The organism is Paenibacillus sp. PK3_47, assembly GCF_023520895.1.
GTDB lineage: Bacteria > Bacillota > Bacilli > Paenibacillales > Paenibacillaceae > Paenibacillus_AQ.
The window spans coordinates 4184233-4205680 of record NZ_CP026029.1; the positions used below are offsets into that span (position 1 = coordinate 4184233).

Annotated in this window: 21 protein-coding genes and 1 tRNA gene; 12 read left to right on the forward strand and 10 right to left on the reverse strand. The window is 51.5% G+C overall.

The window, feature by feature from the left end; genetic code table 11:
* Positions 1-211 precede the first annotated feature (211 nt).
* The 5 genes from leuB to C2I18_RS18635 all read left to right on the forward strand — a co-directional run bounded on the left by leuB (position 212) and on the right by C2I18_RS18635 (position 5753).
* Positions 212-1294, forward strand: coding sequence for a 3-isopropylmalate dehydrogenase (gene leuB, locus C2I18_RS18615; protein WP_249897241.1), 1083 nt, complete (start codon positions 212-214; stop codon positions 1292-1294).
* Positions 1295-1479: 185 nt separating this feature from the next.
* Positions 1480-2019 (forward strand): peroxiredoxin, encoded by a 540-nt coding sequence (locus C2I18_RS18620; protein WP_249897242.1) that lies wholly within the window; start codon positions 1480-1482, stop codon positions 2017-2019.
* Between the two features lie 232 nt (positions 2020-2251).
* Complete coding sequence (locus tag C2I18_RS18625) at positions 2252-2659, forward strand: hypothetical protein (protein WP_249897243.1); 408 nt, start codon at positions 2252-2254, stop codon at positions 2657-2659.
* A gap of 351 nt (positions 2660-3010) precedes the next feature.
* Positions 3011-4114: an ATP-binding protein gene (locus tag C2I18_RS18630; RefSeq protein WP_249897244.1), complete on the forward strand. Its 1104-nt coding sequence runs from the start codon at positions 3011-3013 to the stop codon at positions 4112-4114.
* Between the two features lie 139 nt (positions 4115-4253).
* Positions 4254-5753, forward strand: a complete 1500-nt coding sequence (locus tag C2I18_RS18635) for a leucyl aminopeptidase (protein WP_249897245.1) — start codon at positions 4254-4256, stop codon at positions 5751-5753.
* Positions 5754-5839: 86 nt separating this feature from the next.
* Here the strand turns inward: C2I18_RS18635 and C2I18_RS18640 are convergent, their stop codons facing one another.
* From C2I18_RS18640 to C2I18_RS18655, 4 genes are all read right to left on the reverse strand, one after another.
* The gene (locus C2I18_RS18640; RefSeq protein ID WP_249897246.1) at positions 5840-5977 is read right to left on the reverse strand and encodes a hypothetical protein; all 138 of its coding nucleotides are present in this window, start codon (positions 5975-5977) and stop codon (positions 5840-5842) included.
* Between the two features lie 110 nt (positions 5978-6087).
* Positions 6088-6270: a FeoB-associated Cys-rich membrane protein gene (locus tag C2I18_RS18645; protein ID WP_249897247.1), complete on the reverse strand. Its 183-nt coding sequence runs from the start codon at positions 6268-6270 to the stop codon at positions 6088-6090.
* 51 nt (positions 6271-6321) lie between these two features.
* Entirely contained in the window at positions 6322-8334 is a 2013-nt protein-coding gene (gene feoB / locus C2I18_RS18650; protein ID WP_249897248.1) for a ferrous iron transport protein B, read from the reverse strand.
* Positions 8331-8573, reverse strand: coding sequence for a FeoA family protein (locus C2I18_RS18655; RefSeq protein WP_249897249.1), 243 nt, complete (start codon positions 8571-8573; stop codon positions 8331-8333). Before C2I18_RS18655 ends, feoB begins: the two co-directional genes overlap by 4 nt.
* A 210-nt stretch (positions 8574-8783) precedes the next feature.
* On the opposite strand from C2I18_RS18655, the gene C2I18_RS18660 reads away from it, so the two are divergent.
* The 3 genes from C2I18_RS18660 (at position 8784) to C2I18_RS18670 (ending at position 12264) form a co-directional block, all read left to right on the forward strand.
* A complete protein-coding gene (locus C2I18_RS18660; protein ID WP_249897250.1) occupies positions 8784-9773 on the forward strand; it encodes an aldolase catalytic domain-containing protein in 990 nt (329 codons plus the stop codon).
* Between the two features lie 199 nt (positions 9774-9972).
* Positions 9973-12096, forward strand: a complete 2124-nt coding sequence (locus C2I18_RS18665; protein WP_249897251.1) for a bifunctional diguanylate cyclase/phosphodiesterase — start codon at positions 9973-9975, stop codon at positions 12094-12096.
* Between the two features lie 94 nt (positions 12097-12190).
* Positions 12191-12264: transfer RNA gene (locus tag C2I18_RS18670), tRNA-Gly, on the forward strand.
* A 344-nt stretch (positions 12265-12608) separates the two neighbouring features.
* On the opposite strand, the gene C2I18_RS18675 is transcribed toward C2I18_RS18670, so the two are convergent.
* A complete protein-coding gene (locus C2I18_RS18675) occupies positions 12609-13964 on the reverse strand; it encodes a dipeptidase (RefSeq protein ID WP_249897252.1) in 1356 nt (451 codons plus the stop codon).
* Positions 13965-14294: 330 nt separating this feature from the next.
* Between C2I18_RS18675 and C2I18_RS18680 the strand changes: the two genes are divergently transcribed.
* The 3 genes from C2I18_RS18680 (at position 14295) to C2I18_RS18690 (ending at position 16299) form a co-directional block, all read left to right on the forward strand.
* Positions 14295-15287: a TRM11 family methyltransferase gene (locus C2I18_RS18680; protein WP_249897253.1), complete on the forward strand. Its 993-nt coding sequence runs from the start codon at positions 14295-14297 to the stop codon at positions 15285-15287.
* Positions 15288-15327: 40 nt separating this feature from the next.
* Positions 15328-15945, forward strand: coding sequence for an NUDIX hydrolase (locus tag C2I18_RS18685; RefSeq protein ID WP_249897254.1), 618 nt, complete (start codon positions 15328-15330; stop codon positions 15943-15945).
* Between the two features lie 201 nt (positions 15946-16146).
* The gene (locus C2I18_RS18690; RefSeq protein WP_249897255.1) at positions 16147-16299 is read left to right on the forward strand and encodes a hypothetical protein; all 153 of its coding nucleotides are present in this window, start codon (positions 16147-16149) and stop codon (positions 16297-16299) included.
* A gap of 103 nt (positions 16300-16402) precedes the next feature.
* On the opposite strand, the gene C2I18_RS18695 is transcribed toward C2I18_RS18690, so the two are convergent.
* The 3 genes from C2I18_RS18695 to C2I18_RS29740 all read right to left on the reverse strand — a co-directional run bounded on the left by C2I18_RS18695 (position 16403) and on the right by C2I18_RS29740 (position 19216).
* On the reverse strand, positions 16403-16876 hold the full coding sequence (locus C2I18_RS18695) for an ASCH domain-containing protein (protein ID WP_249902165.1): 474 nt from the start codon (positions 16874-16876) through the stop codon (positions 16403-16405).
* A 54-nt stretch (positions 16877-16930) separates the two neighbouring features.
* Complete coding sequence (gene abc-f / locus C2I18_RS18700) at positions 16931-18934, reverse strand: ribosomal protection-like ABC-F family protein (protein WP_249897256.1); 2004 nt, start codon at positions 18932-18934, stop codon at positions 16931-16933.
* A gap of 117 nt (positions 18935-19051) precedes the next feature.
* Entirely contained in the window at positions 19052-19216 is a 165-nt protein-coding gene (locus C2I18_RS29740; RefSeq protein ID WP_342760306.1) for an RAxF-45 family protein, read from the reverse strand.
* A gap of 168 nt (positions 19217-19384) precedes the next feature.
* Between C2I18_RS29740 and C2I18_RS18705 the strand changes: the two genes are divergently transcribed.
* Positions 19385-19762 carry a PH domain-containing protein gene (locus tag C2I18_RS18705; protein WP_249897257.1) on the forward strand — a complete coding sequence of 126 codons (378 nt, stop codon included), beginning with the start codon at positions 19385-19387 and terminating at the stop codon, positions 19760-19762.
* Positions 19763-19785: 23 nt separating this feature from the next.
* Here C2I18_RS18705 and chrA read toward each other — a convergent pair whose 3' ends face one another.
* Positions 19786-20325, reverse strand: a complete 540-nt coding sequence (gene chrA / locus C2I18_RS18710; protein ID WP_249897258.1) for a chromate efflux transporter ChrA — start codon at positions 20323-20325, stop codon at positions 19786-19788.
* Positions 20325-20903, reverse strand: a complete 579-nt coding sequence (chrB, locus tag C2I18_RS18715) for a chromate efflux transporter ChrB (protein WP_481857816.1) — start codon at positions 20901-20903, stop codon at positions 20325-20327. Before chrB ends, chrA begins: the two co-directional genes overlap by 1 nt.
* Positions 20904-21448 lie beyond the last annotated feature (545 nt).

The window sequence follows — 21448 nt, forward strand, 5'->3', positions numbered from 1 at the left end:
AAGTAGCGGATAAATAATACGATTACATGTTAATTGTAAACAACTGAATAATGAAGAGCAAATGACGGCACTGATGCCGGTATTCTGCTTATAGGCTCTATCTATGAACGTAATAGAATCTATATCTTTGTCCTTTGCACCCCGGTATGATACAACAATATACAGAAGAACTATGTCTGCGAGCAGCAGAACTATCTAAGGAGTGACTGGAATGAGCGAGGTTAAGAAGATTGCAGTAATCGCCGGAGACGGAATCGGACCTGAAGTTGTAGCAGAAGCGGAAAAAGTACTGAGAAAAGCGGAAGAGCTGTTCGGATACACTTTTGAAACAGAACATGCACTGTTCGGCGGAATCGCAATCGACGAGCGCGGTACACCGCTGCCTGAGGATACGCTGGAGATCTGCCGCAGTGCGGATGCGGTTCTGCTGGGAGCCGTCGGCGGTCCGAAGTGGGACAACAACCCGAAGGAGCTGAGACCGGAGACAGGGCTGCTGGGGATCCGCAAAGCACTGGGGCTGTTCTCCAATCTGCGTCCGGCTGTAGTGTTTGACTGCCTGAAGGATGCCTCCACGCTGAAACCGGAAGTGCTGGAAGGCACTGACCTTATGGTAGTACGGGAATTGACAGGCGGTATTTATTTCGGAGACAAGCTGCGCCGCCAAGGTGAGCAGGGAGAAGAAGCAGTCGACACCTGCGTATACAATGTAACTGAAGTTGAGCGTATTGTACGCCAGGCTTTTGAAATTGCCGGCAAACGCCGCAACAAGCTGGCCAGCGTTGACAAAGCCAATGTTCTGGAAACTTCCCGCCTGTGGCGTGAGGTAGTGAACAGAATTGCTCCGGAATATCCGCAGGTAGAGCTGGAGCATGTGCTGGTCGATAACTGCGCCATGCAGCTGCTGCGCCGTCCTTCCAGCTTTGATGTTATTGTTACCGAGAACATGTTCGGTGATATCCTGAGTGATGAAGCGGCTATGCTGACTGGCTCCATCGGGATGCTGGCATCCGCTTCGCTTGGCGAAGGCAGCTACGGCCTGTACGAGCCGGTGCACGGTTCTGCACCTGATATTGCCGGACAGGGCCTGGCCAATCCTATTGCTACGATCCTCTCCCTTGCGCTGATGTTCCGCATGACCTTCGGATACGAGGATGCTGCAGCTGCAATTGAGGCTGCTGTGGCTGAAGTACTGGATGCCGGTCACCGCACCAGCGATATTGCTGTTGATAAGAGCAAAGCGATCAGCACGACTGAAATGGGCGATCTGATTGTAGCAGCGATCCGCAAAGCGTAATTTGTACGACAACCGTCCTCCTTTGACGCAATATTGACTTTGATTTTGTACGATGATACCATTTGGTCTATAGCAGCAAGAAAGTAACCAAGCCATCCTATTATGTACAGGCATATTGCGGCGGTTTCCGGCTGAAGTTGTTATGAAAGCTGTTTTTCGTACATATTCAAAGGAGGATTTAAGCAATGGCAGAACGCCTGGTAGGTAAACAAGCTCCTGATTTTATTATGGAAACAGTGTCCGGCGACGGCAAGGAATTCGGCAGGGCAAGCCTGACGGATTACCGCGGTAAATGGCTTGTATTATTCTTTTATCCGCTTGATTTCACATTTGTATGCCCTACGGAAATTACGGCTTTGAGCGAGGCTGCGGCTGATTTTGCGGCACTCGACACTGAAATACTCGGGGTGAGCGTGGATTCAGTCCACAGCCACAAGGCATGGATTAATACACCGCGGGATATGAACGGTCTTGGCCGGATCAACTTTCCTTTAGCTTCGGATATCACCAAGAAAGCGGCTGGTGATTACGGCGTGCTGATTGAAGAAGAGGGCGTAGCGCTGCGCGGGTTGTTCATTATCGATCCCGACGGCGAATTGAAGTATGAAGTTGTCAATCATAACGATGTAGGCCGCAGCGTAGAAGAAACGCTTCGTGTGCTGCAAGCCCTGCAATCGGGCGGACTGTGCGCAATGAACTGGAAACCGGGTGACAAGAACCTGTAAGCCCCTGTCCATCACAGAGCACAATGATCTTTGATATATCTATGAGGGCCTCCTTGCGGGTGGATTTTCCGGCAAGGGGGTTTTTTGCTCCAAGCTGCCCATTCGCTGAAGAAATGCCGTTTGAAAATGGGCGCTGAGGTTAATATATAGCCTGTAGGAGAGGAATCTATTACAGCATGCCGTAATAGAATAATACACAACTAACGTAAATTACCAAGGAGGGTGAACAAGAATGAGCTTTTGCTGTGGAGCGAGTATGGTTGGAACCAAGGGAACCCTAAAGCATTATCGCACGCAAGTCCATAATGTTCCCCTGCTTTTTTGTCCGGTATGCCACCGGGTAGAGGTCCATTACAAGGTTGAAAACGAATATGAGATCCTCGCGGAATATGCTCACGGCGACGGGGTGGCCGATGTGGATTTTCAGGACTATGTGATGGAAGACGAGGAAGCGATTTTTGAGAATGTCATTAACATGGAGAGTGAAGACCCTCTCGCCATTGTCCGCAGCCAGATCGACATGGCCCTTGACCTGCTGGCCATAGCCAAGCAGATTGAGGATACGAAATGGGAACGGGAGCTGAAGAAGCGCCTGGCTGTGATGAGCCAGCGCCGCCACCGTTTGCAGCAGAAAGCCTAGCGGCATCTTAGATCAGCAGAGCTGTCCATAGTTCCCGGAACACTGCCCAAGGAGCCCCCGCAATTGCGGGGGCTCCTTTTTCGGGTCCCGACACAAGAGAGCACAGGATTACACTTGACAACAAAAATTACTGTGTCTTAAGAATCATTTTAATAATTTTTTTGCCATTCGACAGATTCTCTGATTGCGTTGTCTTCTTCGCTTGGATATGATTGGAATATAGTTGAAACGGTTGGATAATATAATACGATTTCCGAATGTTCTGGCGGCTTCGTCATATACTCAAATACATAGTAAATTGATGTCGCTTATGCTCTTCGTCAAAAGCAGTAAAAGGGGGAACTTCGTATCGTGATAAGCCAATATCAGGAAAGCCTGCTGTTGCCGGCAAGAACGTTTCAATCCGCCTCCATGGACACAACATATGAGGATGTACTGGAACATATTGACAGCGGTATATTGCTTTTTGATGAAGAGGGAGTTCTTACTTTTGTAAATAAGCAGATGTATGGCATGCTGGAACTTGGCCGCCATTCTCTGCTGGGATGCACGGTGGCTCACTTGCTGTCACATATTCAGCTTAACCGATTCAAGCGGAAGCAGGTGCTGCGCAGCTACCGTGAGTTGGTCCAGAAGGGAAAGTCCAGCTATGAATTTGTAGATGAATACGGCCGGTATTGGCGTGTTTCCTTAAGCTGCGGGGAGCAGATGAAGGGAAACTATCTGGTTACTCTCAAAGAGATCTCCGATTATAAGCTGATTGAGCAGACGGCTTATCAGAATGACAGTCTGGCCATGCTCGGCAAGCTGTCCGCTTCCATCGCTCACGAGATTCGTAATCCGCTCACTGCAATCCGCGGTTTTATCCAGCTGCTGAATCCCCATCTGCATCAGCTCGGCAAGGAAGAGTACGGCAAGATTATACTGGCTGAAATAGACCGTGCCAATGACATTATTCATGAATTTCTGACTTCCTCCAAACCTTCGGTTCCCCAGGTCGGCATGATTCCGGTTTCGGCTCTGCTTAAGGAAGTTGTCCTGCTTACAGAGAGCGAGGCCCTGATGAAGGGCTGCCAAATTAATCTTCATCCGCTTCAAGGGGATATGATTATTTCAGGCGACATCAAGCAGATGAAACAGGTCGTCCTGAATATGATAAGAAATGCGATGGAAGCGATTACAGAGAGGTCCGACGATTTGACCGGCCGAATTGAGGTGGGGGCGCGCAGGGAAGGCGCAGAGGTCCGCATCTTTATATCTGACAACGGCAAAGGAATGGATATTTGCACACTGGACAGGTTGTTCAATCCCTTCTTTACCACCAAGGAGAACGGCACAGGTCTTGGACTCTCTGTCAGCGACCGGATCATCAAGAATCATGGCGGCTGCATCTCGGTCAGCAGCAGAGTAAATGAGGGGACACGCTTTGTCATCTCCCTGCCGCTGATCCAGTAGCTGCGCAAGAATTCGAAATGTTCAATCATTATGGTATATAATCAAGAATACAAAGAGGCTGATTCCTGCAGGGCACCTATCTTGTGCAGGGAATCAGCCTTATCTGTGTTGTTATACAGAAAAGCCGGAGGTGCATGGAGTGAATATAGAGTGGAGCAGCGGCAGCCCGGCTGCCGGTTTGACAGGCGATGCCTTATGTATTATTGTTTCCGAAAAAGAATTGGAGGACGGCAGTCTCCCGGATAGCTTGAAGAAGCAGATAGAGCCCCTGAAGCATAGCGGGCTTTTTGCAGGCAAGCTGAATCAGATATATACACTGCCTGGCGGGAGCCTGTCCCGGATTCCGGTATGGATTGTTGCCGGAAGCGGCAGCGGTGCTGTGGGCAGTGAAGAGCTTAGAGTACTTGCAGCTCAAGTGGCCCGGACTGCACTGCGGCTGAAAGCCGCCAGGCTGGTGCTGCAGGTGCCGGATCAATTACTGGCCGCAGATGAAGGGACGGCTGCCCAGGCGCTCGCAGAAGGGCTGGTGCTGGGCGCTTACCGCCGCAAGCAGTATAAGCTGGAGCAGCCTTCTTCTCCAGAGATGGCTTCGGTTGTGTTCCTCACGGAGACCCAGGCTGAAGCTGCAGTGGAGACGGCCTGGTCCCGGGGGATCAAGCGGGGCATTGCCTTTGGTGAGGCCACGAACCTGGCGCGGGAATTAACCAATCTGCCCGGCAATCTGCTTACTCCCTCTGAGCTGGCCAAAGCGGCCATAGAGGTTGCTGAACGTCACGGGATGCCTGCCGAAGTACTGGACGAACGTGAGATTGAGCTCAAGGGAATGGGCGGCCTGCTGGCGGTCGGCAAGGGCAGCATCCATCCGCCGCGGATGATCGTTATCCGCTATCAGGGAGCCCAGGAATGGGAGAAGGTTACCGGGATTATCGGTAAAGGGATTACTTTTGACACCGGCGGCATTTCTCTCAAACGAGCGCCCGGCATGGAGGACATGATCAGTGATATGGGCGGTGCGGCGGCTGTGCTCGGCGTTATGGAGGCGCTGGGCAGATTGCGTCCGGAGATTAATGTGGTGATGGTGATCCCTTCAGCAGAGAATATGCCCTCAGCGAATGCTTTCAAGCCGGGTGATGTTGTTACTTCACTGAGCGGCCGAACGATTGAAATACTGAATACAGATGCTGAAGGAAGAGTTGTTCTTGGAGATGCGCTCACCTATGCCGGAGAATGGGGGGCAGAGCGGCTGATTGATGTAGCTACGCTTACAGGTGCTGTAGTGTCCATTCTGGGGGATGCGGCAACGGGGGCGGTAACAAATGACGAGCCGTTCATGCAGGAGCTTATGGCGGCTTCTGAATTGTCAGGTGAGAAAATTTGGCAGCTTCCGGTTTTCCCTGAATACCGCGAGATGCTGAAAAGCGAGGTTGCTGATATCCGCAATGCAGCGGGAAGATTTGCCGGGGCTACAACCGCCGGATTATTTATCGGTGAGTTCGCCGAAGGCAGGCCTTGGATTCATCTGGACATTGCCGGAACGGCGTTTCTTTCCAAGGAGCGCGGTGTGAACCCGCGGGGAGCATCCGGTGTCATGGTCCGCACATTGCTTGAATATTTGCTGCGTATTCCTGATCATAAATGAGCACAAACCAAAAAAAGTAAGTCCCCGTTACCGGGAACTTACTTTTTTTGTTGCTATTTCATTTGGTAACCTATCCAGGGTACGGTCTAGTACGTTCCGCCGGATTTTTTGGACTTCGTGAAGGACTGGATGCCATTCATGAGCTTGTCACGCGTATTTTTGTTTTTCAGTAAATAGGCTGCTCCCAGTGCTACCGTCGTAAATAACGTTTTTTTAGTATTCATTGTTATTCCTCCTTGGGTATTTTGTCTGGCTGCAGTTGCTTATAACAAACATACCCGGTTGTCAAGAGTTCTAAACCAAAAATTTATGAGTTGCTTTGCCCAAAATATGGTTAAACCTTGCTGTCCGCGGATCCTCTGCATGAGGAAAACGGAGAATCCATCGACGCAGCAGCACAGGTTTTGCTTTTGTCACAGCCTGCACAGGCGCCCTCCTTGCCCTTCTGGACATGACGGTAAATCATCCAGCCGGAATACCCGAACACTGCCGAGACAATCAGAATATTTATGATCATTTCCGGGCCTCGCTTTCTTGTGAAAGTTAAAAATCGGGGAATACAGTAGTACTACGACCACCCAAGCAGACGTCCGCCCTGAAAAATAACCAGTGAGACGATGTAAGCCAGCGCCAGGGAATATCCCATGGAGAAGAAGGTCCATTTCCAGGAATCTGTTTCCTTCCGGATTACGCCCACGGTAGCCAGACATGGGATATACAGCAGGATAAAAGCCATGAAGCTGATTGAGCTGAGCGGCGTAAAAACTTGTGAAATTTGGCTCTCCAGTCCGGCGGCATCCGGGGCATGATAAATGATGTTCATGGTTGATACAACGACCTCCTTGGCTAGGAAGCCCGGAACCAGCGTCGAGCCGGCCTGCCAGGTTCCAAAGCCGAGCGGGGCCAGAAGGGGGGCGATCAGCCCGCCAAATTTGGCGAGGAAGCTGTGGTCCATCTCTACATTTAATCCCGAGGGGCCGGCGTAAGACATCAGCCAGATGATGACAGAACCGGCAAGAATAATAGTTCCTGCCTTGCGCAGGAAGCCTTTGCCTTTCTCCCAGGTACTGCGTCCAAGGGTCTTGAACTGCGGCATCCGGTAAGGCGGAAGCTCAATAATAAAGACTGAGGAATCGTTCTTGAACAGATATCTGGAGAACAATTTACACAGAATAAGTGCGAACACGACCCCCATAACATACATCGCCAGCACTGCTGCGGCCTGCCGGGCCGGAAAGAACACGGCCGCAAACAGCAGATATACCGGCAGACGTGCGGAACAGGACATCAGCGGCATCAAGAGCGTCGTCAGCATCCGGTCTTTGGGCTGTTCGATGCTGCGGGCAGCCATAATTGCCGGAACATTACAGCCAAAGCCTATAATAAATGGAATAAACGCTTTGCCGTTCAATCCCATGCGCTCCATGGTGCTGTCCATCAGCAGGCAGACACGCGCCATATAACCGGAATCCTCCAGAAAGGAAATCATCAGGAATAAAATAAAGATCTGGGGTACGAAAACCAGGACGCCGCCCACACCGCCGATAATCCCGTCTATAATCAGGGCGTGAGTGAAACCGGAGGCCCCGATACTCTGCAGCAGCGAGTTCGCGCCTTCGCTGACCGGCCCTGAAATCCAGCCGTCAAGAATATCCGATAAAGGTCCGCCTATCCAGTCAAAAGTTGTTTTGAACATGGCGTACATAAAGACAATAAAGAGAGGCAGTCCCAAAAATCTGTGGGTCAAAATGGAATCGAGCCGTTCCGTCAGATTATGCGGCTTCTGCGCGGTGGTATCCATGGCAGCCTGGCATAAGCTGCGGATGTAATCCATCCGTACCGAACGAATCCATTGCGGAAGGGTAAGGGCAAGCTTTGTGAGCTGCAGCTCACGTTGACAGTCTTCACATATGGCCATCAGGCTGCTGGTATCCATCATCTTCTTCAGGAGTTCGAGAATAACCGGGTTCTGCTCCATCAATTGCAGGGCTACCCAGCGGCGGTTGGGCAATCCGGAGATTTGCTGCAGCTCCTTCTCTATAGAGGCTATGGCTGCTTCAGCCCGGACACCGTAGTCCAGTTTAAAGCTCACCGCCGGGATTGCCGACGATTTCTCCAGCATGCTGAGGACCTGTCCGCTGCCTTTGCCGGTTCGCGCGATCAGCGGCAGTACTGGAACACCAAGACGCGACTGCAGGATTTCGGGATTTACCTGTATGCCGCGCGCTTTGGCGACGTCGATCATATTGAGTCCGAGCACCGCAGGTTTGCCGTATTCCAGCAATTGCAGGGTCAGCAGCAGATTCCGCTCCAGCTGGGAAGCATCGACAATGTTGATCAGAGCTTCGGGTGATTCTTCAATCAGGTATTGGGCGGCAACTCTTTCGTCACGGGAGAGGGGATGAAGGGAGTAGATGCCGGGCAGATCGATCAGCTTGCCTGCACCATTCTTGAGGCTGCCGACTTTTTTCTCCACCGTTACGCCAGCCCAGTTGCCGACATATTCATAAGACGAGGTAAGTGTATTGAAAAGAGAGGTTTTACCGGTATTGGGATTACCCAGGAGGGCTATGGAGCTCATGATACCTTCACCTCGATCCGGGAAGCTTCCTTCCGCCGGATGGCGAACAGCTGGCCGTTGCATTCCAGGGTTACAGGCCCCCAGAAAGGTCCCTTTCCCTTCAATGTGATGATCACACCTTCAGACACCCCGAGATCCGCAAGACGGCGCTGCAGTATGGGGTTCATGCCTTCAATTTTATCAATGGAACCCGTTGAGCCAGGCTGTAGGCGCAGTAAGGAGCAGGATGCAGAAGCCATTATTTATCCCTCCAAAAGAGACTGATAATCAATCTCACTGATTTTCTTGTAATGTAGCATTTCTGTAAAAAATTAACCGTGATCTATATCATTGTCCCTGGGTTGCGAAACAGTTATGGAAGATATCTGAAATTATCTTTACAACATATTCTTCACTAAAGTATGATTGTACGATAGTGATCGCATAGTAGGTCCATACTGGTGGTTATAATGAAGGAAATGCTGAAGGGAGAGCATATTGTGAAGAGTAATCAGAGTAAAATTGTGGATTGCACCATCCGTGACGGAGGACTGGTGAACAACTGGGATTTCAGTGTTGAATTTGTCCAGAATTTATATGCCGGACTGAATGAAGCCGGTGTTGATTATATGGAAATCGGATATAAGAATTCTCCCAAGCTCCTTAAAGGAGCAGAAGGCGCAGGTCCTTGGCGCTTCCTGGATGATGATTTCCTGCGCAAGGTGATCCCGCAGAAGGGAAATACCAAGCTCTCGGCCCTGGTGGATATCGGCCGCGTGGATGTGAATGATATTCTGCCGCGCAGCGAAAGCATGCTCGACCTGATCCGCGTAGCCTGCTACAGCAAAGATGTGGACAAGGCTCTTGAACTGGTGCAGACTTTCCATGACCTGGGCTATGAGACTACCATCAATATTATGGCCTTGTCGAATGTAATGGAGAATGAGCTGCTTGAAGCTTTTGAACAAATCCGGGAAAGCGTTGTTGATGTGGTATATATCGTTGACTCGTACGGCAGCCTGGATCATAACGACATTCATTACCTGGTGGAGAAATTCAAAACTCATCTGCCAAACAAACGCCTGGGTGTACATACCCACAATAATCTTCAGCTGGCATTCTCCAACACGCTTGTGGCCTCCGAAAAAGGAGTAGAGCTGCTCGATGCCTCCTGTTACGGAATGGGACGGGCGGCAGGCAACTGTCCAACCGAGCTGCTGGTGACCCATTTGAAGAATACCAAATATAATCTGCGTCCGGTTCTTGATATTGTTGAGCGTCTGATGATTCCCCTGCGTGAAAAGGAAGAGTGGGGTTACATCATTCCGTACATGATTACCGGAACCCTTGATGAGCATCCCCGTTCGGCAATGGCCCTGCGTTCTTCAGAAGACAAAGACAAGGCAGTTGATTTCTACGATAAGCTTACTACACCTGAAGTTACTTTCGGAGATAAATAGCCTGCTCCAAGCAGAAGCACTGACCTCTAACCACGGGGGAAGTGCTTTTTTTTCTGCTTTAGGGGATGCTGCCTGGTAAAGATACAGGATTATAAGCGAGCAATGTAACTTTACAGAGCTGTCAGACCGATATTTATACATAGGACCTAATAGATGCTTTTATTTAATCATAGATAACATTTTCAGACGCGAGGGAATTATGAGACAAGAAGAAAGAAAGACCATACATGCGGCAGTATGGGGAGCCGCGCTGTTCCTTCTGATCCAGCTTTTCCGGACACCGCTTGGTCATATTGAAGACAGGAATGTATTATCCGCGCTTTATCTTATTATCGGCTGCTGCAACATTGCTTTCGGTTTCGCTATTTTCGCCCAGGGCTGGCTGTTTTTCTCCGATAAATTGTCCAAGGCCAGGCTGTATACCTCAGCGGTGTTTTTGGGTGTTTGCATCTTTGACTTTCTGCACACGATAAGCTTTGCGGGTATCCCGGTGATATCTGCCCATATCAATTCCGAACAATCCTTGTGGATGCTTACCATCTCGCGCCTTGCCAGTGCATTTGGCATTCTGTATATCTTCAGCAGAGAGGACCGGCCGGTATCTGTCAAAAGCAAGAAGAAAGTGTTTGGGGTCTCTCTTTTATTAATTGCGTTATGCCTGGAAATATTAATCTTCAGCCACTTCCTTGTTCCTGCACAGCCGGGGGATGCCTGGCCGGGTGCAGTGAAGCATCTGGTCGATATGGCAGTGCTGTTTATGTATCTCCTTGCTGTCGGGATCATCGTCTATCCCGGTAAAGTAGAGAAATCAGCCTCGCTGCTGATTATTATCCGTGCCCTCATTTTTTTCGCCCTGGGCCAGCTGTTTTTTATGAACCTGTTCAGCGTCGGAGAGATGGATTATCTCTTTGGAATGCTCAGCAGCGCACTGGCCTATTACCTCTTGCTTACGGGGATTTACCGTTTGACCATCGAAGAGCCTTTCCATGAGAACCAGCAGGCGGAAGCGCGGATTAATTATTTGGCATACAACGATGAATTAACCGGACTTCCGAACAGACGCCGGCTGATGCAGCGCATGGCAGAAGTCATTGCTGCAGGTGAGAAGGACAAAAGCCGGGGCTTTTCGGCACTGGTAATTATGAATATCAATCATTTTAAGAATATTAATGATTCCCTTGGCCACTATGCAGGTGATATGCTGCTGCAGCTGGTTTCACAGCGGATTAATGATGAGGTAAAGCCAGGCGAAGAGCTGTACAGCATGGGCGCCGATGAGTTTGCCTTTCTGATGACAGACCGGACAGGAGTGGAGGGCTGCCTGGTTCGCGCCTCTGAGCTGCTCAAGCTGTTCGAAACACCGGTAATTCTGGAATCGGGAGAATACCATATCTCCCTCAGCATGGGGATGAGCATCCACCCCGGAGACGGGGATACCGCAGAGCAGCTGATCCAGAATGCCGATACAGCCGTTCATAATGCAAAGGATCACAATGTTGAGATCCGCCGCTACATACCGGCTATGCAAATGAAGGCCAAAGAAAGGCTGAAGCTCGAGAATGATCTGCGCAGAGCACTTGAACGCGAAGAACTCTACCTTGTGTATCAGCCGCAGGTGAAGCTGGAGACGGAAGAGATTGTCGGAATGGAGGCACTGCTGCGCTGGAATCATCCCAAACGGGGGCTGGTCTCTCCGGAGGATTTCATTCCTATTGCTGAAGAGAGCGGACTGATTGTACCGATCGGCGAATGGGTGTTAAGAACGGCATGTCTTCAGAACAAGGATTGGCAAAAGGCCGGTTACCAGCCGATTTGCGTCTCCATCAACTTGTCCATGCGGCAGTTCCTGCAGCCGAACCTGGCCGGGAAGATCGGCACCATTCTTGCCGAAATCGGGCTGGACCCTTGTTATGTCGATCTGGAAATCACGGAGAGCATGACACTGGATCAGGAGACTACCTTCGATCAGCTGAACCGCTTGAAACGCCTGGGCGTATGTATCAGCATTGATGATTTCGGGACAGGCTACAGTTCGCTGCATTATTTGAAGCATATGCCGATTGACCGGCTGAAGATCGACCGTTCCTTTGTCTCTGAAGTCATGGAAGACAGCAACAACGCGGCAATCGTCTCCACAATCACCTCCATGGCTCATCACCTGAAGCTTAAGGTAACTGCAGAAGGGGTCGAGAACAAGGAGCAGCTGCAGTTCCTGCGCCAGCAGCATTGCCATGAGGCTCAAGGGTACCTGTTCAGCAAGCCGATCAGTGCGCCGGAATTTGAGCGTGTTTTTCTTAAGCCGATGGTTGGACTCACCTCTTAAGCGGGTTTCAGGAAATAGGCTTGCAATTTGTCCGCTCAAATGATACAATACTTTTTGTATTCACACACGTTGCATTTTATGATGCATCCATATTGCGGGTGTAGTTCAATGGTAGAACTTCAGCCTTCCAAGCTGATAGCGTGGGTTCGATTCCCATCACCCGCTCCATACTTAAACTTCGAAATCCTTGTGCTGCAAGGGTTTTTTTATTGCGTTTGAACACTATGTGCATCTGTTTCTGCTCTTTAAAGGATCGTAGGGGCGTTATTCTTGCTCTTAACAGCCTTCTATCTGGCTAACGGACCGTAGTTCTCTTATTTCCTCATAACAGTTATTTTCAGCGTGAATTTCCCTGAATAACGGAACGTGTTTCTGCTAGCTGCACATAATACAAGTTTTAGGCTAAAAGAATACACGATGCTGACAGCCGGCCTGTCTTGCCGCATTCCCCGCAAAAAAGCCAGCTCCCGGAATACCCGGGACCTGGCTTTTTAAGTCTGCCGCTGCTTATTTTACACCGTCTTCAGGAACTCAACGATCGTAAGCAGGCCTTTATCAAAGTTCTCGAGATTGAAATGCTCGTCCGGCGCATGCAGGTTCTCGTCATCGAGACCGAAGCCCATCAGGACCACCGGTGCCTCAAGAATGCGGGAGAAGCTCTCCATGATCGGAATCGACCCGCCGTCTTTGGTGAAGAGGGCACGGGTGCCGTAGACTTTGCCGTAAGCGTCAGCTGCGGTCTGCAGGATCGGGTGGGACGGATCGATGTTGAACGCCCGGGCTTTTTCCATCTGCTTCACATGGACCTTCGCTCCGCTCTGGATATTGGCCTTCAGGTGAGCTTCCACGGCATCCAGAATGTGCTGCGGATCCTGGTCGCCGACAAGGCGGCAGGTGATCTTCGCTTGTGCTTCCTTCGGGATAACGGTCTTGCTGCCTTCGCCCTGGAATCCGCCGTAGACACCGTTAAGCTCAAGCGTCGGACGTGCACCGACACGCTCCACAAAGGTATAGCCTTCTTCGCCGTACAGCGCTTCAAGCCCCAGGCCTTCCCTGATCTTGTCTTCATTGACACCCTGCTTGGCGAATTCCTCGCGCAGCAGAGGGGACAGCTCAGGTACACCCTGGTAGAAGCCTTCCACCGCAATACGGCCTTTGTCGTCATGAAGCGAGCTGAGCAGGGAGACAAGCGCATGCAGTGCATTGGGTACTCCGCCGCCGTACGAACCGGAGTGCAGATCCGTCTGGGCGGTGTTCACGGTAACTTCCATGGAGCAGAGTCCGCGGAGTCCCGTGCAGATTGCCGGACGGCCGCGTTCCAGAAGGGAGGTGTCGGAGACAAGTACGGCGTCTGCGGCCAGCTTGTCTTTGCTGGCTTCGAGGAATGCCGGCAGATTAACGCTGCCGATTTCTTCTTCACCTTCAATGCACAGCTTGATGTTGACCGGCAGGGTGCCTTCCTGCTTGATAATCGCTTCAATGGCTTTGATATGCATGAAGACCTGGCCCTTATCGTCGGTCGCTCCGCGCGCATACAGCTTGCCGTCACGGATTTCCGGCTCGAACGGCGGGGTGGTCCATAAATTCAGCGGATCTACCGGCTGCACATCATAGTGCCCGTATACAAGGATCGTCGGCTTGCCTGGTGCGTGAAGATAATCTGCGTATATGACAGGATGGCCGGCGGTCGGGTAGATTTCAATGTTCTCCAGCCCGGCGCGTTTCAGCGTGTCCATCAGCCAGTGCGCGGCAGCATTGACATCCTCTTTGTGCGCGGACAGGGCGGAAATGCTGGGGATGGCCAGCCATTCTTTGAGTTCGGCGAGCTGAGCTTCACGCTCAGTCTTAAAATAAGCTTCGTAAGACATAGTAAATATGTACCTCCTTGGAGTTTCACTGCACAGCAACGGATGTTAGCCTGCAGGCTGGGTCTGAGAATGACGGAGCAGCAGCACCATCTTATCCTGGCAGGGTAATGCATTCATTATACTGGAGAACACCCCGGGGATCAAAAGCGGATGCTATATCCTTCCGGAAGGCGTAAGAGTGAAAAGCACCATTCCGGTTATTGCTTACGCTTGGCAGCCATGATAGACTTATTGGGTTTAACGGCATGGATGCGCTGTTGACAGCACGTTAAGCCGGTTAACAATTGAATCATCAGTACCGCCGAGGCGGAGCGATTGGAGCGAATAAGAGTGTCAACGAACAGAGATTCAAGTAAAAATGCAGAAACAGTTCTTCCTAATGAAGAGAACCCTGCTTATATCTATACTTATGCCTGCTCGGACGATGAAGCATCCCTGTGCGCCATGGAGCTGCGCTGCCTGTTCAGCCGGGAGATTCCGCCGGTTAATTTTGGCAGTAACGTTGCCGTGGAGGCCAGCCGCAGCCCTTTTATCAAAGAGCGGATTGATGTTATGTACAGCGGAGACAGCCTGGAGGAAATTTATAAGCAGACAGAACAGGTGGAGCTTGGGGGCAGGACGTTCAAGGTCATTTTTGTGAAAATGAATGATTTGGCCCCTGAGAATAAAATAGAGTATGATGAACGCAGAAACATTGAGCGGGAAATCGGCCTGCGCATTGAGGGAGAAGCGGATGTGAATCATCCGGAGCTGGTCTACGGGATTGTAACGATGGGCGGCCGCTGGTACTTCGGAACTTACCACAAGAACAAGGCAACCTGGTTCCGGCAGATGAAAAAACCGCGCAGCTACTCCATTGCACTCAGCACACGCGTGGCCCGGGCGGCAGTCAATATGGCTGTACCTGATCCGCATGGCGTCAGAGCCATTGATCCCTGCTGCGGCATCGGCACCGTAATGGTTGAAGCACTGTCCATGGGCATCAATATTGTCGGGCGCGACATCAATCCATTTATTGCTGCGGGGGCGCGGACCAACATTGCCCATTTCGGCTTTGAGAGCGAGGTCACACTCGGGGATATTGCGGACATTGAAGAGCACTATGATGCGGCAGTCGTGGACATGCCCTACAATCTGTACTCCAGCATCACGCCGGAAGAGCAGTTTGCCATTCTTGTAAATGCGCGCAGGATTGCTGACCGGGTGGTTATAGTCGCCATTGAAGCGATGGATGAGATGATCCATGCTGCCGGTTTCGAAATTGTGGACCGCTGTGTGGCCAAAAAAGGCGCATTCTCCCGTCATTTGATGCTGTGCCTGTAAACCCGTGAAGATGTGGAAACTCTAGAGGAGGCGGTTAGCTGTGGAAGCAAAGTGGTTAACATGGGCCAAAGAGATTCAGGCCATTGCCCAGACGGGCCTTACATACGCCAAGGATGTATACGACATTGAACGTTATGAAGCACTGCGCAATCTCAGTGTGGATATGATGGAGAATCATACGTTTGAGAGCAGGGAACGGATCGCGCTGTCTTTTGCCAGTGATGAGGGATACTGCACGCCAAAAGTTGATATACGCGGAGTTGTGTTTCAGGACGGGAAGATTCTGCTGGTCCGTGAAAAGCTGGACGGCTGCTGGGCGCTGCCGGGAGGCTGGGGAGATATCGGCCTGTCCCCGAAAGAGGTGGCAGTCAAGGAAATCGCCGAAGAATCCGGCTTTCAGACGGAAGCGGTCCGCCTGCTGGCCGTACTGGATAAGAAATTTCACAATCATCCGCCGGAGCCTTACCATGTATACAAAATGTTTATCCAGTGCCGGATTACCGGCGGTGAAGCAATGGATGGCCTGGAGACGAGTGAGGTAGCCTTTTTTGCCGAGGATGAACTGCCTGAATTGTCACAGGAACGGAATACAGAAGCGCAGATCCGTACCATGTTCAATTTTCTCAAAAATCCGGAAAATCCGGTTATATTGGACTAATGAATTGCATATACTGTATAACGAATATTTAAATAAGTTTTAAATGAGTAAAAAACTGGTTAATTATAATTATGAAAGCCTTTGCAAGGGTAAACCGCTAAGCCTTTGTATCTAAAAAATTTTAAAAAACGCAGCTTTTTGGGTCAAGCGGTCTACATTTTTTCCTCTACTGTGTCGATAAGAAATCTAGGAGGGGATCGCATGGAACAAGAAGAATTAAGACTTCCGCTGAAACAAGAGAATGTAACGCGTCCTGCAGAAGGCAATATTGCCAATGGGCTGGTATGGGGCGTTCTGATCAGCATTCCTTTGTGGATCTCGGTGTTTGGCTGGATCATGGGCATTTGGCGCTAAGCTTAATCCGGGAGAGCTGCAACTTACACTAATGACTACTATACAATGAAGGCTGTCTCTTCGTAATGAAGAAACAGCCTTTTTGAATTGTTATAACGGTTGGTTACTGACGCTCATTAATATGCACAACCCGGAAGGTCTCGCACACCACTTTCATTGCAGGGTCGAAGGGCCTTCCCAAGCTTTCACATTCCCTTTTAAAATACACTTCATGCTCATGGCGCCACGATTCCAGGGAACGGTCATCCTCACCTTCGGAATAGGCAAATTCTGCAGTCACCTCATCAAAAGGCACAATCTCAACGTTTACCGTCTCCATGATCGCCCGAGGCTCGCCTTGTCCGTCCAGCAGAACGCAATGTCCTCCTTCAAAAGGCAGCCGCTGCCCGCGTACTTCATACAGCGCATAATTTGAAGCGGTGCCTGTTTTGATTCCTTTCAGTACCAGCTCAAGCAGTTCATCCGCCAGCCGGGGATTATCGCCGAACGCCCAGGCGCTGTCGTATAAATCCGCCGCACCGGGATGCTCCTCCACATAAGCCTTCCAATATTCTGTAACCGCCGCGCTCTCTGTCATTTCATTCACCAGTGCCTCTCTTATGGATTAAAGTTCTACTCTTAGCAGGATTGTTTATTCATTCTCAGCATCGCTCATCCAGCCAGCATACAATTCATCCAGCTTCTCCTGTGCCGCATTCCGTGAGAGCTGAAGCTCGGCGAGCTTTGCTGCATCACTGGCGATGGCGGGGTCCAGCATTTCGGCATCAATTCCGCTTAACTGTGTTTCAGCCGCTGCGATTTCCTGCTCCCAGGCGACCGCTTTGGTGTACGGCTTACGGGAGGAGGAGCTCCGCCTGGAATCACTCTCCTGCTGCTTGTTGGAGGATGAAGCGGAATGAACTGCAAATGCTGTATGGGCTGCAGCCTTAAGTGAAGCTTCCGGCTGAGCCGGTGCTGTGATCCGTATGCCGCTGCTACCGGCAGGTGTCCCTGCAGCTGTTTTTTCTGCCTGTTTTTCCTTGTAATATTCGTAGTTTCCGGAAAAAGCCGAGAACTGCCCGCCCTCGATCGCCCACACCTTGCCGAAGCAGCGGTTGATGAAATAACGGTCATGGGATACCGCCAGCACCGTGCCGGGGAATTCCTCCAACGCTTCTTCCAGTGCTTCGCGGGAATCGATATCCAGGTGGTTCGTCGGTTCATCGAGAATGAGCAGGTTCGGACGGCGGTGCATCAGCACCGCAAAGCGCAGCCGTGTCCATTCTCCGCCGGACAGGTTAGCGATCGTTTTGAACACATCGCTGCCATAGAACAGGAAGCGGGCCAGCTGTCCGCGGGCTTCGCCTTCTTCCATGCCGGCCTCTTCGCGGAAATAGCGCAGCACTGACAGCTTCCCGTCTTCCGGCACGGCTTCCTGCGCCAGATAACCGACGGCTGCCCTTGATCCGAGGGTAATGCTGCCGCTGTCCGGTGTCTCCTGGCCGAGGATCATCCGCAGCAGCGTGCTTTTGCCGGCTCCGTTGCCGCCGATCAGGGCGGTTGTTTCGCCGTACCGCAGAATATCACTCGCTTCACTGAACAATGTACGTCCGCTGTAAGACTTGCTGATCCGGTCCAGAATCACGGCCTGATTGCCGGTCCGGTCCTCCTGCTGCAGCTGAAGGTCCATTGCTTTACGCTCCAGAATGGGGCGTTTGATCTTCACCATACGGTCCAGCGCTTTCTGCATCGAAGCGGCCCGGCGGTGGAAGGACGGGTTAGGCGGATTGGAGCGGTTGCCCCACTCGATCAGCCGTTTGATGCTTTCCTGCATCTGTTTGATTTTTTTCTGCTGCTCCTGGTAGTCGGCAAATTGTTGAAGCAGCCTGGCTTCCTTCTCGGCCTGGTATCCGCTGTAGTTGGTATGGTACGTAAAGGCTTCTCCGTCCTCAATTTCAACGACCTTTTTCACCACCGCATCCAGGAAATAGCGATCATGGGAAATCGCCAGCACCGTGCCGTCATAGGACTGGAGGAACTGCTCCAGCCATTCGATGGCTTCCATATCGAGATGGTTGGTCGGCTCATCGAGCAGCAGGATATCAGGGCGGCAGAGCAGCAGCCCTGCCAGGCCGACCTTGGTTTTCTCACCGCCGGAGAGCGAAGCAAACTGCCGGTCATACTGCGCCGGAGGGATGCCCAGCCCGGAAGCTACACGCTGGATAGTGGCTTCAATCTCGTAGCCGCCGGCAGCTTCAAATTTATCCTGCAGGCTTCCGTATTCCTGCAGCAGCCTGTTCCAGGCCTGTTCGCTGGAGGCTGCATTCAGGCCGGCCATTTCCTGCTCCAGCTCACGCAGGCGTGCCTGCCACTGCAGAGGCTCCGCGAAGCTGCGCTGGAGTACGGAATAGACCGTTTCCTCGGCATCAGCCTCCTGGATCTGGGAGAGCACCCCGGCGGTGCTGCCGCGGCGGATCGAGATTTGTCCCTGATCGGGACGTTCCTGGCCGCTCAGCAGGGTGAACAGGGTGGTTTTGCCGCAGCCGTTGCGGCCGATCAGGCCGATTTTTTCGCCCTGGCGGATATCAAAGGTAATGTCGCTCAGCACAAGCTGGGCACCGTGGTATTTCTGGACATTTTGGCATGAGATAATCATAGGTATTCTCCTTTATAAGAATGCCCTGCCGCCGGTTTCAGGCCGTATCGTATACCTGTTAATGAATACAAAAAAACCGCAGGGAAATATCCCCGCGGCCTGATGATTCTAAGAGTTTTACGTCCGTTGAAGTGTAGGCAGGAAAGGCATTTCACAATTGTGTAGTGTTATTAAGTTCTTGTAAATGGACAGACTTCTCCCGTTGTCGGCAAATACATGAACGATGCCAGACATGATATTAATCAGCCGGCTGTTAACACTGTTGGTCACATTGTGATCCATTCCTATACACCTCCTTCACACAAATTTACAAACAGTTTAACTAATTTCCGCCAAATAAGCAATAGGCAAAATGGCGGGCAGACGCCAGCATAAATCCGTATTCTCCCAATAGGATGTTATATGGCGTGGGTCGCTGTGCCAAATGGACGAAGGAAAAGAGGGGTAACAGTGGCGATTTTTAACGGATTGCTCGGCAATGCCACCCAGGTGGATCTTGCAGAGGTGCAGCGGGAATATGCGCGGATTCTGGCTTCAGGCGAGAAGATTGAACGGGCCTACAGGCTGATCAGGGATATGTTCATTTTTACTGACAAGCGGCTGGTTCTGGTCGATAAGCAGGGTGTAACAGGCAAAAAAACACAATACCATTCGATTCCGTACAAAAGCATTTCGCATTACTCCGTGGAGACGGCGGGACATTTTGACCTGGATGCCGAGCTGTGCCTGTATGTGTCCGGAAGCAGCCTGCCGCTCAAAAAGACCTTTAATAAATCGGTAAATATCTATGAGGTGCAGAGCGTGCTGTCACAGTACATATTGAAGTAGCGCTCATCCGGGTCGTCAGCAGGCTAGAGCGTATAAGGAAGCAGAAATCCCCCGTAAGCAAAAGCGGCCAGAATGACCAGTGCAGGATGCAGCTTCAGCCATTTCATTGCTCCGAAGGCTGCCGCGGCAATAAACAGTGTCTGCCAGATTCCGATTGACTCCGCCGGAGTCATAGCCATCCTGACCGTGAGTGCAGCCATCATAATGGCGATTACCGGCTGGACCAGCAGGGTCATCCCTTTGACGACAGGAGACTGCCTGTATTTCTGCATGACATTCAGCAGGATGATCAGCGCAGCGGCAGAGGGCAGGACAGTAGCGGTCAGAGCGGCGGCAAAGCCGGCCCAGCCGTAGACATCGTAGCCGACATAAGCGGCGATTTTGGTCGCAATCGGTCCGGGCAGGGCATTGCCGAGCGCCAGCATGTTGGAAAACTCCTCGTCATTCAGCCAGCCGTAATGGGGGACGATCTCTTCGTACATGAGCGGGATCGAGGAAGGGCCGCCGCCGTAACCGAGCAGGTTAGCCATGAAAAAGCCAAAAATCAGCTGCAGCCATTCCATCAGGCAGTCCCCCCTTTATTTTTCTTCGCAAGTATCCGGTAATGTACCGTCCCGTATCCCAGAAACAGCACAATTACAACCGCAGGATGCAGGTGAAGCACCTCAAGCAGCACCAGTGCCAGCAGCAGAAAGGCTGTCCCGGCCAGCTTTCCCAGCCCTTTAAAAGCTTTTTGCGCGAATTCATAACCCATCATCCCCAGCATGACCGCAATCACAGGGGAGACAGCGAATATCATTCCCGCCACGGCCTTGGACCCGCTCAAATAATCTACTGCCGACAGCAGCAGGATCATGGCCATGCAGCTTGGCAGGATATGGGCGAGTATGGACAGGATGGCGCCTTTTACTCCTTTAAGCCTGTAGCCGAGGTAAGCGGCCATTTTGGTGGCGATCGGTCCCGGCAGGGCATTGGCGATGGCAAGCGTCTCCGCAAACTCATCATCGGTCAGCCAGGCATAACGGGTCACCGCATCATGGCGGATCAGCGGAATGACAGAGGGACCTCCGCCGTAGCCGAGAATCCCCGATCTGCCCATGGCTGCTGCTATTTGTATGTATGGATTATCCGTGTTTCGCACCGCGACCCCTCCAGTTGTTTTAGAGCTCATTTTATACAATTCGTATGAACGCAACTATGGGATTGACCTGCTGCTGTCCGAAATTTGTGCACCGCTCACAAAAAACAGTGCCGTTCATTTTCGTTTCTGCCGAACCGGTTGACACCGGTTTTTGCTGTGCTGTTAAATGACACTAACTTGCAGCAGGGAATGGAGGCGTAGGGTGTGACAAAGGGAGCGGTGATGGGTGCGGAAGCAAGAGCGCCGGGCAGTGAATCGATGGCAAGGTCATGACAAAGGGAACGGTGATCGGCACAGGATGAGTGGTGGTCAGCGGTGAAAGGAGGCGCGGGTGATGGGTGCGTAAACAAGAGCGCTGGGCAGTGAATCGATGGCAAGGTAATGACAAAGGGAACGGTGATCGGCACAGGATGAGTGGTGGTCAGCAGTGAAAGGAGGCGCGGGTGATGGGTGCGCAAACAAGAGCGCTGGGCAGTGAATCGATGGCAAGGTAATGACAAAGGGAACGTGATCAGCACAGGATGAGTGGTGGTCAGCAGTGAAAG

Excerpts from the sequence above, each read along its gene's own strand:
- leuB (WP_249897241.1), top strand. The coding sequence starts at position 212 with ATGAGCGAGGTTAAGAAGATTGCAGTAATCGCCGGAGACGGAATCGGA.
- C2I18_RS18620 (WP_249897242.1), top strand. The coding sequence starts at position 1,480 with ATGGCAGAACGCCTGGTAGGTAAACAAGCTCCTGATTTTATTATGGAA.
- C2I18_RS18625 (WP_249897243.1), top strand. The coding sequence starts at position 2,252 with ATGAGCTTTTGCTGTGGAGCGAGTATGGTTGGAACCAAGGGAACCCTA.
- C2I18_RS18640 (WP_249897246.1), bottom strand. The coding sequence starts at position 5,977 with ATGAATACTAAAAAAACGTTATTTACGACGGTAGCACTGGGAGCAGCC.
- C2I18_RS18645 (WP_249897247.1), bottom strand. The coding sequence starts at position 6,270 with ATGATCATAAATATTCTGATTGTCTCGGCAGTGTTCGGGTATTCCGGC.
- feoB (WP_249897248.1), bottom strand. The coding sequence starts at position 8,334 with ATGAGCTCCATAGCCCTCCTGGGTAATCCCAATACCGGTAAAACCTCT.
- C2I18_RS18655 (WP_249897249.1), bottom strand. The coding sequence starts at position 8,573 with ATGGCTTCTGCATCCTGCTCCTTACTGCGCCTACAGCCTGGCTCAACG.
- C2I18_RS18660 (WP_249897250.1), top strand. The coding sequence starts at position 8,784 with ATGAAGGAAATGCTGAAGGGAGAGCATATTGTGAAGAGTAATCAGAGT.
- C2I18_RS18665 (WP_249897251.1), top strand. The coding sequence starts at position 9,973 with ATGAGACAAGAAGAAAGAAAGACCATACATGCGGCAGTATGGGGAGCC.
- C2I18_RS18675 (WP_249897252.1), bottom strand. The coding sequence starts at position 13,964 with ATGTCTTACGAAGCTTATTTTAAGACTGAGCGTGAAGCTCAGCTCGCC.
- C2I18_RS18690 (WP_249897255.1), top strand. The coding sequence starts at position 16,147 with ATGGAACAAGAAGAATTAAGACTTCCGCTGAAACAAGAGAATGTAACG.
- C2I18_RS18695 (WP_249902165.1), bottom strand. The coding sequence starts at position 16,876 with ATGACAGAGAGCGCGGCGGTTACAGAATATTGGAAGGCTTATGTGGAG.
- abc-f (WP_249897256.1), bottom strand. The coding sequence starts at position 18,934 with ATGATTATCTCATGCCAAAATGTCCAGAAATACCACGGTGCCCAGCTT.
- C2I18_RS29740 (WP_342760306.1), bottom strand. The coding sequence starts at position 19,216 with ATGGATCACAATGTGACCAACAGTGTTAACAGCCGGCTGATTAATATC.
- chrA (WP_249897258.1), bottom strand. The coding sequence starts at position 20,325 with ATGGAATGGCTGCAGCTGATTTTTGGCTTTTTCATGGCTAACCTGCTC.